Source organism: Nocardia sp. NPDC024068 (assembly GCF_040638875.1).
Lineage (GTDB): Bacteria > Actinomycetota > Actinomycetes > Mycobacteriales > Mycobacteriaceae > Nocardia.
This window is the reverse complement of record NZ_JBEZYU010000039.1, coordinates 16,002-28,782: the sequence shown is the minus strand read 5'-3', so window position 1 is coordinate 28,782 and position 12,781 is coordinate 16,002. Positions and strand designations below refer to the sequence as shown.

Sequence of the window (12,781 nt, the reverse complement as noted above, 5' to 3'; positions counted from 1 at the left end):
GGCGGGAAACGCGCGGCCCGATACCGCGAACGGCGCGACAATGGAGCGATGGCACAGCTCTGGGTGAAAACACATGGCGGGAACTGGCTTCGGGCCGACCAGATCATCGAGATCGGCGCCGAACCGGTGCGCGAACGCGGGCCGCACGATGGGTCGGGCGCCGTCGAGGTCGTCGCCCGGCTCGCGGTGACCACCGGCAGCGGGAACTGGGACTACGACCGGGGTACCGGCACGGTCGGCCCGAGTATCCGGGTGCTCGGGCGCTATCCGACCGGCGAGATCGCCGAGCGGATCGCCGACCAGCTGGTGCTGATCCTGCTCAGCGCCAGCAGGAACGCCCAGATCACCTTCGACGACGAGCAGGTGCGGGTCCGGCCGGTGCACGACGGCACCGCCCACGATTCCCCGTACAACGGCAGCACGCTCGATCCGCACTGACCCTCCGGAATCGCCGACCCGCGAGAGTCACGATCGGCACCGGCGGATGCAGGTCACAACCGGCACCGGCGGGTGCGGGTCAGGATCGGCGCCGTGGACGTTTGCGGGGCGGGGCGGGATCCGGTTCGGGGGGCGGTTCCGGCGCCGACAATCCGGCCAACCGGCCCAGCCTGCCCACTCCGGGCAACCGGGACAGGGCGCCGAACAGGTCCTCCCCCAGTGCGATCAACGCCTCCAGCCGGGGCAGCAGCCGGTCGTAGGCGGCGAAGGCGGGGTCGGCCAGGGCCAGGGTGCGGTCCAGGCGATCGACGGTGGCGTTGAGCCGGTCGATGGCGCTGGACAGGTTGTCCAGCAGTTCGGGCAGCTGGGCCGCGAGCTGGGCCGAGGCCGGGGGCAACCGCACCGCCGTATCGAAGGCCGTCCCGGCAGTCAGCTGGGCGGCCTCGAATGCCTGCCCCGCGGCCGACTGCGCGGCGTCCACCGCGGACTGGGCGGCGGCGAGCACATCGGCGGGAGTGGGCACCCGGCGCGCGCCCGCTCTGCCCGCCGGTCTCTTCGCCCCCGGCTGCCCCGGATCGGTCATGGCACAACTCTGCCGCATCCACCCCGAATAACTCGATGACCTGCGCGCCTGCGGGCGTGTCGGCGGCACGTGGCATAGTTCCACGGCGATGGAACTGAGCAAGGGCGCCCATACGCCGATACCGACATCTCTACTGGCCGTGGTGATTTCCTGGCGGTCCGAGCATGCGGTGGACGCGCACGCCCTGCTGCTGGACGCGGACGGGTCGGTACGCGGCGACCGGGATCTCGTGTTCTACAACGCGCCGCGCCATATCTCCCAGGCGGTCACCCTGGACCAGGATCCGGCGCCCGGTACGGCGCGGCTGAGCGTCTCGCTGCCGCGCACCGAATCCGAGGTGGAGCGGATCGTGGTCTCGGGATCGCTGGAGGAGGCGACCTTCGCGCAGGTCGGTGAGCTGCGCGTCACTGTGCACGCAGTCGACGGACCGGTCGCGGTGTACACGGTCGACGATTCGGAATCGGTGTCGGCCATGATGTTCGGCGAGTTCTACCGCCGGGACGACGGCTGGCGGTTCCGGGCGGTCGGCCAGGGCTGGGCCACCGGTATGGCGGGCCTGATCACCGAGTTCGGTATCGAGGTCGACGACGGCTCGCCCCGCCGCGATCCCCCGGAGAACGCGCGGCGGGCCCGGCGAGTAGACGCGACCCCGGTGCGGCAGCGACCGAACGGGAGCGCCGCGCGGGCGGCCGCGGCGGAGACCGTGGACCAGGAGACCGCCGTTCTCGCCGGATCGGCGGCGACCGGGTCCGCACACCGCGGCGATCCGGACCACCGGAACCAGCCGCCCACTGCACGGGGGGCGGACAGCGTTGCCCGGGACCCACTCGAGGGGCTCACGGCCCGCACCGTCGTCGCACGGGAGCCGGCGGCCGACTACGCGCGGGAGCCCGCGACTCATTCCGCACAGGAGCCCGCGACTCATTCCGCGCGCGAGCCGGCGACCGAGTACGCGCGGGAGCCGGCGACCCGATCCGCGCGCGAGCCCGCACCTCATTCCGCACAGGAGCCGGCGACCGATACCGCGCGCCGGCGCGCCGATATGCATCCGGGCAACGCCCACTACCGCCTCGACGAGTCGCCCAGAGTCGCCGCGCCCTGGGACCGCTTCGCCGGCGACCGGCCCACCCGGCATACGCCGGGCACGGTGTCCCTGCGCCGGGTCACCGGGTCGCAGCCGGCCCGGATCCCGCCGCCGGGCTCCGGGCGCGCCGATTGGTATCGCGACCCCGAGGATCCCACCGTGCTGCGGTGGTGGGACGGCGAACACTGGACCGCCGAATCGCGGCCGTCGGCGCGCCCGCATCCGCACGACTGCGACCGGTGCGGCGCCCGCCGCCGGCGGCGGATGCTCGGCGGGCATCATCCGTGCGCGGCGTGCACCGCGCAGATCGAGGAATTCCTCGTGCACTGGCATACCCGCGCGGCGCGGGTGCTGAGCGGGCCCGGACCGCGCGGCGCCGACTGGGAGGAGCTGTGGGCGTCGCTGCGTTATCAGCGGATCGACGCCGCGGCCGCCCGCGCCGCCCTGCAACCGGAGGCCCTGCAGTATGTGGAGCGGCGGGTGGCCTTCGCTTTCGCCGACGGGCAGATCTCGGCCGAGGAGTTCGACGAGGTCGAGCACGCGATCACCGAGCTGGCACTGTCCGGCCCGATGATCGGCGAATTACGGGCCCGGATGGCGCGCGGCCGGGAACTCTCGCGGTTGCGCGAGGGCGAGTTGCCCTCGATACACACCCCGGATCTGCATCTGGATGCCGAGGAACTGGTCTACCTCGATATCGATGCCACCCATATCCGGGAGCTGGCCCGCGGCCCCAAACACACCGACGGCCGGTTGATCGTGAGCACCAAGAAGCTACGGTTCGTCGGTCCGGGCGCCGGGGTGGAGATCCCGTGGTCGCGGATCGTCTCGGTGGCGGCAGAACACGGCACCGTCGTGGTCGCGGCGACGTCGGCGCGCGGCGGCGCCCTGTTCGCCGCGCCCGACCCGGACTATCTCGCCGCCGCGCTGGAAGGGGCGCTACGGATCGCCAAACGGTTGGTGCTGGCACCCGGGCAGCGGGATTCGCGCAGTATCCCGCAGGAGGTGAAGGCGCAGGTGTGGCAGCGTGACGGCGGGCGCTGCGTGGAATGCGGGGACAGCCACTACCTGGAGTTCGACCACATCATTCCGCTCAGCCGGGGCGGCGCCACCAGCGCCGCGAACCTCCAGATCCTGTGCCGCGGCTGCAACCGCGACAAGGGCGCGAATATCTGAACCAGCGAGGGGTCAGCGAGGTACCAGCGGCGGCGGGTACCACTGCCCTTCCAGCACCCGCGGTTCCGGGTTGTACATGCGCAGCAGCAGGGAGAACTGTCCCCGCTCCGGTATCGGCAGCCAGTTGGTCCGCGGAACCTGCGAACCCGGATCGGCGGCCTGTACCGCGATCTCGAGCGCCCCGTCGGGTGCGAGCTCCGGCGCCTCCCAGTGACCGACGGTCTGGATTCCGGCCGGGTTCTGCACGAGGAAGCCGTGCGAATCGTAGGCCGTGAGCGACCAGAAGGTGGCCACCGGCGGGGCCTGTCCCGGATCGAATCGGAGGACGAAATTCAACGGGTTGCCGTTGTCGTCGGCCTCGTCGAACAGCGCCGGGTATACGACCACCACCGACAGGTTCGCGCCGACCCCCCGGTAGGCGGTCGCCGCGCGGAGCAGGTAGTTGGTGCCGTACCTGCCGATATTGGTGTCGAGCACCCAGCCGTTGCGCTGCTGGCTGGAGGGGTCCACGTAGGCGAGAATCTTCTTCCTCGCGGCATCCGCCCCGGCCTCCAGCTCACCGGTGCTCACTCCCTGCGGCTTCCCTCCGGGCCGGATCCCGATCGTCGCGAATCGCCGCATCGAGGGTTCGTCGGCCGGAGCGGGTGGATTATCCACCATCGAATCGCATATCCGCTGGTAGAAATCCCGGACGGGCAACTGTTCGACCCGGTTCTGGGTGGCCGACTCGGACCAGTCCTGATTCTCCGGTATCGAATCGGATTCCGCGGCGGCCGGTGTGTTCCACGCGCTCAGCGCCGAAAGCCGCAACTGCGACTGGATCTGCCGGACGGCGGGCACATCGGACGGACCACGGACCTCGATCCGCCCGTACAACCAGGCATCCGAAGTGGGAACCGGGATTTCGACGACCCCTTCCGGAAGCCTCCCCGACCAGCCCGGACCCGTGACGGCATAGGTGAACGGCGGATCCGCGTCCGGCTCGGTCTCCGGGTGCACACTGTTCGGCGAGGACACGGTATTGGTCCAGGCATCCAGAACCTGCATCGCCCAGCGGCGGTCTTCCCCGATCTCGGGCACCCGGAACAGGACCGGTTCGTCACGCAGGTCCAGCCAGCCCACCGAGTACAAGTTGTCCAGATCGATGCGGGGGACGGTGCGCTGGCTGGCGGCGGGCAGCGAGGAGGTGTGCTGGAAGCGGTTGGGTGCCGCGTATTCGAGCGCCCGGTCCCGGATCATATCCAGCAGGACGAGCGGATACCCGAAGACATAGGCATCGCTGGCGACCTCACGCCGATCGGCCGGGCTCCCCGACGGAGGGATATCACTGTCCTCGTCGCCTCCCCCGCAGGCCGTCAGTCCCGCCATCGCGAGCAGACCCAGCATCGAGCGCCGGGTCAATCGGAGACGGTCGGCTTCCGGCGCCCGCATGGGATCGCCGGTTGCCGCGGCCCGGGCCTCGCCCATTGGCATACTCCCTGATCATCGCGTGTCGAAGGACTGATGGCAGGATACGCCCCGAGGTAGCCGGAGGGTTGCCGACGCGGTCGGCGTGGCCGTTCTCAGATCTCGAGAACGGTATTCATGATGGTGCCCGCACTGGTCGCGACGACCCCGCCGATCATGGCTCCGGCCACCATCTTCGGCGACTGCAGGCCGCTGCCCGACCACTTCTCCCAGGCGAATCGCCCGCCCGCGTAGACGATGCTGACGATTCCCGAGAGAATCGCGAGCCAGGTCGCGTACCGGACGAATTGCATGATCTTGTCCGCCAGTGGTGGCGGCTCCGGGGTGGGATCCGTGACCTGTGCGTATACCGAAACTGCGTCCATGAATGACGCCGCGATGATGCTCACCGTCTGCTCCCTCGCCGACAACCTGCGGGGCGCACGGCCCCGCCTCCATCATCCAGACCGGTGGCGCCACGATGCAAGTTCTTGCCGCGCAGCGGCTTTCACGCTATAACCGCTGGTGACCCGAATCCCGGCCCGGAGCTGGGATTACTGCGACCGTCCCGGCGAGCGGTTACGATGCGAGTGCGTTTCCCGCCCGCCCCGAATACCCAAGTGAGCTGCGAGATGATACTGGCCGCCGTGACCGATACGCTGGCGCAAATCGGCAATCCCACCCCCGAAGCGCCACCCATCTCCGATAAATTCCTGCAACTGGTCCGGTATCTCACCTGGTTCGTCCTGCTGGCCGGGATCTGCGCGATCATCTACGCCGGCGGCAGGTTCGCCTGGGAGAAATGGTCGGGCGGCGGGCTGGAATCGCCGAAGATGGTGGCCGGAGCCATGATCGGCGGTGTGATCGCCACCAGCGCCGGCACCATCATGAACGCCGTCATCGGCTGAGCCGGCCGCCGCGATCAGTTCCAGGTCGCCGCGGACGGATCGACCCCGTGGGCTCGCGCGTTCGCCTCGATGGCGTCGCGCAGCCAATGGGCCAGTCCGGGTTCGATCTCGTCGTAATAGTCGATGAACCGGGGATCGGCGACGTAACCGCGGCCGAGACACACATGCATCTCGTGGCTGCAGTCGAAGTACACGTCCATCGAGACACGGTGCCGCTCGGCCAACTCCCCCGCCACGTCGCTACCGGGTGATATCCCGCCGCGATGCGCGGCCGCCATATCCGCTTCGAGGGCCCGGACGTCGGCGGCGATCCGCCGCCAGTCCTCGGCCGTCCGATCGGCGCTGCGTTCCGCGTATTCCGCCCACTGCCCGGTATCGCCCCAGCGCTCCCGCGCCTCGTCGACATGGTCGGGTTGCCATCGCTCCCCGAAGATTTCGACCTGCTCCTCGTCGGACAGCAGGAGGCCCTCCTCCCGGGCCGAGATCAGGCGATCCAAGGCCTCGGCGGTCCGGTTCAGCCGGGCGGCATACGCGCGGACACGGTCGCGCTGGCGGCGCAGCGAGTCGGTCGCCGACGCGGGAGCGTCGAGCAGCTGACCGATTTCGTCGAGCGCCACCCCCAGTTCCCGGTATACGAGCACGCGCCGCGCCCGGGAGATATCGCCACCGGTGTAGAGCCGGTAGCCCCCGGAGGTCCGCGCCGAGGCACGGACCAGCCCGATCTCATCCCAGTGGTGCAGTGCGCGCACCGTGACCCCCAGCAGTGCTGCCGTCACACCCACGGTCCGGCCTTCGTGCTCCACGTCGTCCTGAGCGGCGTTCGTCATACACACCAGTTTGACAGCTCACCGCGCCCCCGCGACTGTCGCGCTCAGGCTCCGGGCGGCTCGATCCCGACTCCCGCCCGCAGGTACTCCGCGGCCGGACTGTCCGGATCGCAGGACACGGCCGCGGTCACGAGGGTCGACCCCGGATATCCGGGGCGGCGGCCTCGAGGTCGGCGACACTGCCCGACATGATGGTCCGCACGTGGGCGGTGATATGTGCCGGCGACCAGTCCCACCACGCCACCGCCAGCAACCGCGCGATATCCCGCTCGTCGTAGCGGGTCCGGATCAGGCGGGCCGGATTGCCGCCGACGATGCCGTAATCGGGTACGTCGGCGGTGACCACGGACCCGGCGCCGATGATCGCGCCGTGCCCGATACGAACCCCGGGCAGCACCGTCGCCCCATGGCCGAACCAGACGTCGTTGCCGACCACGGTGTCACCGCGATTCGGCAGATCGGTGAGCAGATCGAAATGCTCCGACCAGGATCCGCCCATGGTGGGGAACGGGAAGGTCGACGGGCCGTCCATCCGGTGGTTCGCGCCGTTCATGATGAACCGCACCCCGGTGCCGAGCGCACAGAACTTGCCGATGATCAGTTTCTCGGGTCCGTAGTGGTACAGCACGTTCCGGGTTTCGAACGCGGTCGCGTCGTCGGGGTCGTCGTAGTAGGAGAACTCACCGACCTCGATCAACGGTGAGGTGACCAGGGGCTTCAACAGCACTACCCGGGGCTGTCCGGGCATCGGATGGAGGACGGCCGGGTCGGCGGGGGTGGGGGTGGGGTCGGGCACGGGGACTCCTTCGGGTGCGGGGACGGGTATCAGCGGGCCGGGGCGGGCGCGGGCGGCCGCAATTCGAGGCGGGAGCCCTGCCAGCGCGCCCGCAACCGGCGGTCGTGGCTGACGACGACGAGGGCGCCGCGATAGTCGGCCAGGGCGGCTTCCAGCTCCTCGACGAGCCCCGGTGCGAGGTGGTTGGTGGGCTCGTCGAGTAGCAGTACCTCCCACGGTTCGCAGACCAGTCGTGCCAGGGCGAGCCGCTGCCGCTGCCCGGTGGACAGCTCCGCTACGCGGGAGCCGAGCCGGTCGCGGGTGAACAGCCCGAGCGAGAGCAGTTGCTCGGTATGCCGTTCGATATCGCCGCCCCGGCCCCGTGCGAAGGCGGCCCGCAGGGTCTGCCCCGGTTCGGCGGGCGGCGGCTCCTGGGCGAGATATCCGACCCGCCCGCGCCGGGTGACGGTGCCGCCGTCCGGTGCGAGGGTGCCGGCGAGCACTTGCAGCAAGGTGGTCTTACCCGCGCCGTTGGATCCGGTGATCAACACGCGGTCGCCCGGCGCGAGGCCGATACTCGACGGGGCGAGCCGGCCTTCGACGGAGATATCGCGGGCCTCGAGCACGGTGCCGTGGGCCTCACCGGTTCGCAACGCCGGTGTGAAGCGCAGGGGTTGCGGTGGCGGCGGAACCGGGTCGGCGAGCAGGCGGCGCAATCGTTCTTCGGCGTTGCGGACTCGTCCCGCCAGCGATTGCTGCACCCGGCCGCCCGCCCGGTCGTAGGCCATCTTGTTGTTGTCCTTCATCGCCCGGCCCGGCGCGACCCGCCGCGCCGTGGTGGCGACGGTCTCGCGGAGCGACTCGATATCGGCTTCCCATTGCGCACGGTCCTGCGCCCAGCGCTGCCGGGCCGCGGACCGCTCGGCACGAAAACCCGCGTAGCCGTTGCCGTAGCGGACGATTTGCCGCAGATCCGCGTCGACCTCCAGCAGCGAGGTGGCCACCCGCTCCAGGAACACCCGGTCGTGCGAAACCGTCACCGTCGTACCGCGACGGGTGCGCAGATGGTTTTCCAGCCAGGTCAGCGCCTCGTCGTCGAGGTGGTTGGTCGGCTCGTCCAGCAGCAGCACCTCGGATCCGGCGGCCAGTACCGCGGCCAGCCGCAACCGGACCTGCTCGCCACCGGAGAGCCCGCCGACCGCGCGGTCCCGAGCCACCAGCCCCAGACCGAGGCCGTGCAGGGCCCGTTCCACCCGCGCGTCGGCGTCGTATCCGCCGCGCAGCTCGAATACGCCGGTCAGTTCGCCGTATTCGGTCAGCACGGTCTCGTCGCCGGCGGCCATCGCGTTCTCCAAGTGGCGCATCCGGTTCTCCAGGGCGCGCAGCTCATGCAGCGCCCGGTCGACGACCTGCTGGACCGTCATCCCGGATGGCAGCTCCTCTTCCTGGGCGAGGTAGCCGATCCCGCCGGTGGCCTGGACGACGATCCGGCCCCGATCGGGCCGCTCGCGCCCGGCGAGGAGGCGCAGCAGGGTGGATTTGCCGGATCCGTTCTCGCCGATGATTCCGGTCCGCTCACCCGCGGCGAGCGAACACGTCACCTCATCGAGAACAGGCCGTCCGTCGAAGGATTTGCCGACCGCGAGCGCGGTGATCTGGGTGGGCATGGACACTCTCCGAAGCATTCGAGTTCGACACGATCCGACCGGACCGCAGGACGGGATGAACGCTTCGAATGAGCATCGGCCACCTCACTAGTGCGACTACTGTTGCATTAGCATGGTGCCACACCACGTCTTCGCGAGCAACAGGATCACCACCTATGACCTCCCCACCCCCGGACGGCCCCCCGCGCCCGGCACCGCGACCGGGTGGCCGGACCGCCCGTATCCGCACCCAGGTACTCGACGCCGTACACGCGGAACTGACCGAGCACGGTTACGACGCCCTCACCGTGGATACGGTCGCCGCCCGGGCCGGGGTCCACCGCACCACCGTCTACCGCCGCTGGCACGATGTCGGCGGCCTCATCACCGACGTCCTGGCCGCGGCCGCCGATATCGACTGGCACCCCCGCGATACGGGATCCCTACGCGGCGACCTGGCCGTACTCAATCACGAGATCCAGGATTCACTGACCGAGGAGCCGTCGATCGCGGCGGCACTGATCGCGGTCTCGTTCCGCTCGGAGGAGGCCGCCCGCTCCCTGCGGCGGCTGTGGGAGGACCGCTACCTCCAGTCCGAGATCATCGTCGAACGAGCGATCCGGCGCGGTGAGATCGCACCCCCCGTCGACGCCCGCGCGCTGCTCATCGCCGCGACCGCACCGCTGTATCACGAACTGGCACTACTGCGTACCCCACCGGACCCGCGGCTCCCGGATCGAGCGGCCGGTACCGCCGCACTGGCCGCACAGGCCGGTGCGTTCGCCGGCCCGCCGCCACCGGACGCCACCCGCTGACCGATGGCGACCGGCCCGCGGCCGATCGCCGGAAGACCCGGCGCACAGCTATCGAAAGTATGTTCGAATTCGGGTACGGTACCCCACATGCCCGAACTCGCCCCCATCCCATTCGCCAGGCTCAACCTCGAACAGGTACGGGAACGACTTCTCGCCGCGGCGGCCTTCGGCGAGTCCCTCTCCCCCGATCAGCTCGAGGCGCTGGCCGGAAAGCTGAGTACCGGCCTGACCATCTATATCGAGGCCACCCAGAACCGCGCGCCCCGGCCGCAACCGGCCGCCGCACCCGGCCGCGCCTGCCTGGATTTCCGGAGCCGCCGCTACTGAAACCGGCCCGTCCGCGATCCGCGGATGGGCCGGTTCACGCGACGCCGTTGTCAGTCGCGCCGCACCTTCGTGGTGTCGACCTCGACCGCCGCGACCTCCTCGATCGGTGAGGTGACGAGTTCGAATTCGCCCTCGTGCCGCTCCACACCCTGCAGTACCGCGCCCTCGACCAGTTCCACGCCCAGGTTGGCGCGGACGATGATCGGGTCGCTGCGGACATCGCGGTACAGCGAGACGCACATCATCACCATCACGACCATGAAGGGCAGCGAGACCACCGTGGTGAGCGCCTGTAGTCCGGTGAGCGCCCCGCCTAAATCATTCGAATCGGCGATCACCAGCATGATCGCCGCGACGGCGCCGGTGGCCGTACCCCAGAAGATCACGGTGAGCCGGGACGGTTCGATACTCCCGCGCTCGGACAGCGTTCCCATCACGATCGACGCCGCATCCGCACCGGAGACGAAGAAGATTCCCACCAGGATCATCACCAGGACGGTCGTGATCGAGGTCAGCGGATACTCGTCGAGCAGGTGGAACAGTGCGAAATCGGGGTTCACGCTGCCGTCGGCCTCGGTGAGGTCGTGGGTATCGGTCTGCTGCCGGATGGCCGCGCCGCCGAAGATCACGAACCACACCAGGCTCACCAGGCTCGGCACCAGCAGCACGCCCGCGACGAACTGGCGGATGGTGCGACCGCGGCTGATCCGCGCGATGAACATGCCCACGAAGGGGGTCCACGAGATCCACCACGCCCAGTAGAAGATGGTCCACTGCGACAGCCACTTCTCCATCTCCTCGCCCCCGGCGATGCCGGTACGCGAGGCCATGGTCGGCAGGTCGCCGATATAGTCACCGAGCGCGGTGGGCAGGAAGTTCAGCATGAACAGGGTGGGTCCGGCGACGAAGACGAAAACCGCCAGGGTCACCGCGAGCACCATGTTGATATTCGACAGCCACTGGATGCCACGGGCGATTCCGGAGACCGCGGACAGCACGAACGCGATGGTGAGTCCGGTGATCACCAGCACCAGCCCGACCTTGCCCACGGCGTCCACCCAGCCGTTGAATTCGAACCCGGCGCCGATCTGCAGCGCCCCGAGCCCGAGCGAGGCGGCCGACCCGAACAGCGTCGCGAAAATCGCCATGATGTCGATCGCCTTGCCGCCCACCCCCTCCGCGTTGCGGCCGAGCAGCGGACGGAACACCGAGGAGAACAGCTGCGAACGCCCCCGCCGGAAGGTGCTGTAGGCGATGGCGAGACCCGCGACCGCGTAGATGGCCCACGGGTGCAGGGTCCAGTGGAACAGCGTGGTCTCCATCGCGACCTCGGCCGCCTGCGGGCTCTCGGCTTCGGCGGTGCCCGGCGGCGGGGAGGTGAAATGCGTGAGCGGTTCGGCCACACCCCAGAACATCAGGCCGATGCCCATACCGGCGCTGAACATCATGGCGATCCAGGACACCGTCCGGAACTCGGGCGTCTCGTCGTCGGCACCGAGCGGGATCTTGCCGTAGCGGCTCAATGCCAGCCACACCACATAGACGACGAACGAGGTCGCCACCAGGACGAACATCCAGCCGGTATTGGTGATCACCCAGGTCTGGGCGTTGGAGGCCACCCGGGCCAGGCTCTCCTGGTCGAGGATCCCCCACAGGACGAAGGCCACCGCCCCGACCGAGGTGATCCCGAAGACCAGCCAATCGAGGCGGCGCCCCGACCGTCTGCCTCCCGGTCTGCCCGGCAGACCGCTGTCGCGCGCCGGGGAGACTCCGCCGGTGTCGATCGCCATGGACGAGTCCTTTCAGATCGCACTGTGCCCGGCGGGGCATCGCGACCTGCGAGGACCGGTCGAAATCCGAATTCTCGGGGTATCGCGACAACGCCACCGAACGGGATGTTCCGGGAAAAACCGTACCCCGCCCACCCATGTGCGACGCGCCGAACACGGAACGACCCCTGGGCGCGCCGCGTCTCCGCGGACATTTCGGGCTCGGCCGGAAACCCGGATCCGGACCCGAGACGGCGACCCGCGCCGCCGCGTTCCTCGTCCGGCGGCGGGCCCGGTGACGTGCGGTGACCGGCCCGGGCGACCGGCCGCGGCGGTACACGACGCGCGTCGATGCACGCTCCCGGCGTATTGCACCATACATATAATATGTAGGATGCAACACAGTTCCGGGCGCATGGTATAACGACTCGCGGGACGGCTTGCGAGCTGTCCGGGTCGACGAAACGAGCAGGACACCCGCCATGGAAAAGCAGACCGAACGCATCGAATTCGAGACCATGCTGCTGGGCCGGCACAGCCTCAATGCCCACCTGCGCCGGCCCGACCACCTCGAACGCAGCGCCTATCTGGTGCTCCGGCGTCTCGGTATCGAAGGCCCCATGTCCATCGGCGAACTCAGCGACGCGTTCGGCCTGGACGCCTCGACCGTGCACCGGCAGACCGCGGCCATGATGAAAGCCGACCTGGTCGAACGCATCCCCGATCCCGGCGGCGGCGTAGCACGCAAATTCCGCATCACCGAGGAGGGCGAGCGGCGCGTCCGTGCCGACCGGGACTACTACGTCAGCGCGCTGGACCGGGTACTGCACGAGTGGACCGCGGAGGACGTACAGACTTTCGCGGCCTACCTCCAGCGCTTCAACACCGATCTCGAGGTCCGGGAGGCGCGCCCGTGGCCGCGACCCTCCCCCACCGAGGCGCGGCCGTGACCGGAGGTCGGTAACGCCGTCACCGCAGGTCAGTTAC

13 protein-coding genes are annotated in these 12,781 nt (G+C 69.5%); 6 read left to right on the top strand and 7 right to left on the bottom strand.

Annotated features, from left to right (window positions below; genetic code table 11):
* The first annotated feature begins 48 nt into the window (after positions 1-48).
* Positions 49-438 (top strand): hypothetical protein, encoded by a 390-nt coding sequence (locus AB0F41_RS23380; RefSeq protein ID WP_357427142.1) that lies wholly within the window; start codon positions 49-51, stop codon positions 436-438.
* Positions 439-517: 79 nt separating this feature from the next.
* Here AB0F41_RS23380 and AB0F41_RS23375 read toward each other — a convergent pair whose 3' ends face one another.
* Positions 518-1,021, bottom strand: coding sequence for a hypothetical protein (locus AB0F41_RS23375; protein ID WP_357427140.1), 504 nt, complete (start codon positions 1,019-1,021; stop codon positions 518-520).
* Positions 1,022-1,109: 88 nt separating this feature from the next.
* Here AB0F41_RS23375 and AB0F41_RS23370 point away from each other — a divergent pair, with 88 nt between their 5' ends.
* Positions 1,110-3,281: a TerD family protein gene (locus AB0F41_RS23370; protein ID WP_357427138.1), complete on the top strand. Its 2,172-nt coding sequence runs from the start codon at positions 1,110-1,112 to the stop codon at positions 3,279-3,281.
* Positions 3,282-3,293: 12 nt separating this feature from the next.
* On the opposite strand, the gene AB0F41_RS23365 is transcribed toward AB0F41_RS23370, so the two are convergent.
* Complete coding sequence (locus AB0F41_RS23365) at positions 3,294-4,748, bottom strand: DUF1254 domain-containing protein (protein WP_357427136.1); 1,455 nt, start codon at positions 4,746-4,748, stop codon at positions 3,294-3,296.
* A gap of 95 nt (positions 4,749-4,843) precedes the next feature.
* Positions 4,844-5,113: a hypothetical protein gene (locus tag AB0F41_RS23360; RefSeq protein ID WP_357427186.1), complete on the bottom strand. Its 270-nt coding sequence runs from the start codon at positions 5,111-5,113 to the stop codon at positions 4,844-4,846.
* Between the two features lie 246 nt (positions 5,114-5,359).
* On the opposite strand from AB0F41_RS23360, the gene AB0F41_RS23355 reads away from it, so the two are divergent.
* Positions 5,360-5,635: a hypothetical protein gene (locus AB0F41_RS23355; protein ID WP_328392001.1), complete on the top strand. Its 276-nt coding sequence runs from the start codon at positions 5,360-5,362 to the stop codon at positions 5,633-5,635.
* 14 nt (positions 5,636-5,649) lie between these two features.
* Here the strand turns inward: AB0F41_RS23355 and AB0F41_RS23350 are convergent, their stop codons facing one another.
* The 3 genes from AB0F41_RS23350 to abc-f form a co-directional block, all read right to left on the bottom strand.
* Positions 5,650-6,462, bottom strand: coding sequence for a MerR family transcriptional regulator (locus AB0F41_RS23350; protein ID WP_357427134.1), 813 nt, complete (start codon positions 6,460-6,462; stop codon positions 5,650-5,652).
* Between the two features lie 127 nt (positions 6,463-6,589).
* Complete coding sequence (locus AB0F41_RS23345) at positions 6,590-7,210, bottom strand: CatB-related O-acetyltransferase (RefSeq protein ID WP_357427184.1); 621 nt, start codon at positions 7,208-7,210, stop codon at positions 6,590-6,592.
* Between the two features lie 77 nt (positions 7,211-7,287).
* A complete protein-coding gene (abc-f, locus tag AB0F41_RS23340) occupies positions 7,288-8,904 on the bottom strand; it encodes a ribosomal protection-like ABC-F family protein (RefSeq protein WP_357427132.1) in 1,617 nt (538 codons plus the stop codon).
* Positions 8,905-9,059: 155 nt separating this feature from the next.
* On the opposite strand from abc-f, the gene AB0F41_RS23335 reads away from it, so the two are divergent.
* Positions 9,060-9,698, top strand: a complete 639-nt coding sequence (locus tag AB0F41_RS23335; RefSeq protein WP_357427130.1) for a TetR/AcrR family transcriptional regulator — start codon at positions 9,060-9,062, stop codon at positions 9,696-9,698.
* 87 nt (positions 9,699-9,785) lie between these two features.
* Positions 9,786-10,025: a DUF6374 family protein gene (locus AB0F41_RS23330; RefSeq protein WP_357427128.1), complete on the top strand. Its 240-nt coding sequence runs from the start codon at positions 9,786-9,788 to the stop codon at positions 10,023-10,025.
* 50 nt (positions 10,026-10,075) lie between these two features.
* Here the strand turns inward: AB0F41_RS23330 and AB0F41_RS23325 are convergent, their stop codons facing one another.
* Positions 10,076-11,815 carry a BCCT family transporter gene (locus AB0F41_RS23325; RefSeq protein WP_357427126.1) on the bottom strand — a complete coding sequence of 580 codons (1,740 nt, stop codon included), beginning with the start codon at positions 11,813-11,815 and terminating at the stop codon, positions 10,076-10,078.
* Between the two features lie 461 nt (positions 11,816-12,276).
* Here AB0F41_RS23325 and AB0F41_RS23320 point away from each other — a divergent pair, with 461 nt between their 5' ends.
* On the top strand, positions 12,277-12,744 hold the full coding sequence (locus tag AB0F41_RS23320; protein WP_357427125.1) for a MarR family transcriptional regulator: 468 nt from the start codon (positions 12,277-12,279) through the stop codon (positions 12,742-12,744).
* Positions 12,745-12,781: the final 37 nt, after the last annotated feature.

Coding starts and splice junctions, on each gene's coding strand:
- AB0F41_RS23380 (WP_357427142.1), top strand. CDS start 49: ATGGCACAGCTCTGGGTGAAAACACATGGCGGGAACTGGCTTCGGGCC.
- AB0F41_RS23375 (WP_357427140.1), bottom strand. CDS start 1,021: ATGACCGATCCGGGGCAGCCGGGGGCGAAGAGACCGGCGGGCAGAGCG.
- AB0F41_RS23370 (WP_357427138.1), top strand. CDS start 1,110: ATGGAACTGAGCAAGGGCGCCCATACGCCGATACCGACATCTCTACTG.
- AB0F41_RS23365 (WP_357427136.1), bottom strand. CDS start 4,748: ATGGGCGAGGCCCGGGCCGCGGCAACCGGCGATCCCATGCGGGCGCCG.
- AB0F41_RS23360 (WP_357427186.1), bottom strand. CDS start 5,113: ATGGACGCAGTTTCGGTATACGCACAGGTCACGGATCCCACCCCGGAG.
- AB0F41_RS23355 (WP_328392001.1), top strand. CDS start 5,360: ATGATACTGGCCGCCGTGACCGATACGCTGGCGCAAATCGGCAATCCC.
- AB0F41_RS23350 (WP_357427134.1), bottom strand. CDS start 6,462: ATGACGAACGCCGCTCAGGACGACGTGGAGCACGAAGGCCGGACCGTG.
- AB0F41_RS23345 (WP_357427184.1), bottom strand. CDS start 7,210: ATGCCCGGACAGCCCCGGGTAGTGCTGTTGAAGCCCCTGGTCACCTCA.
- abc-f (WP_357427132.1), bottom strand. CDS start 8,904: ATGCCCACCCAGATCACCGCGCTCGCGGTCGGCAAATCCTTCGACGGA.
- AB0F41_RS23335 (WP_357427130.1), top strand. CDS start 9,060: ATGACCTCCCCACCCCCGGACGGCCCCCCGCGCCCGGCACCGCGACCG.
- AB0F41_RS23330 (WP_357427128.1), top strand. CDS start 9,786: ATGCCCGAACTCGCCCCCATCCCATTCGCCAGGCTCAACCTCGAACAG.
- AB0F41_RS23325 (WP_357427126.1), bottom strand. CDS start 11,815: ATGGCGATCGACACCGGCGGAGTCTCCCCGGCGCGCGACAGCGGTCTG.
- AB0F41_RS23320 (WP_357427125.1), top strand. CDS start 12,277: ATGGAAAAGCAGACCGAACGCATCGAATTCGAGACCATGCTGCTGGGC.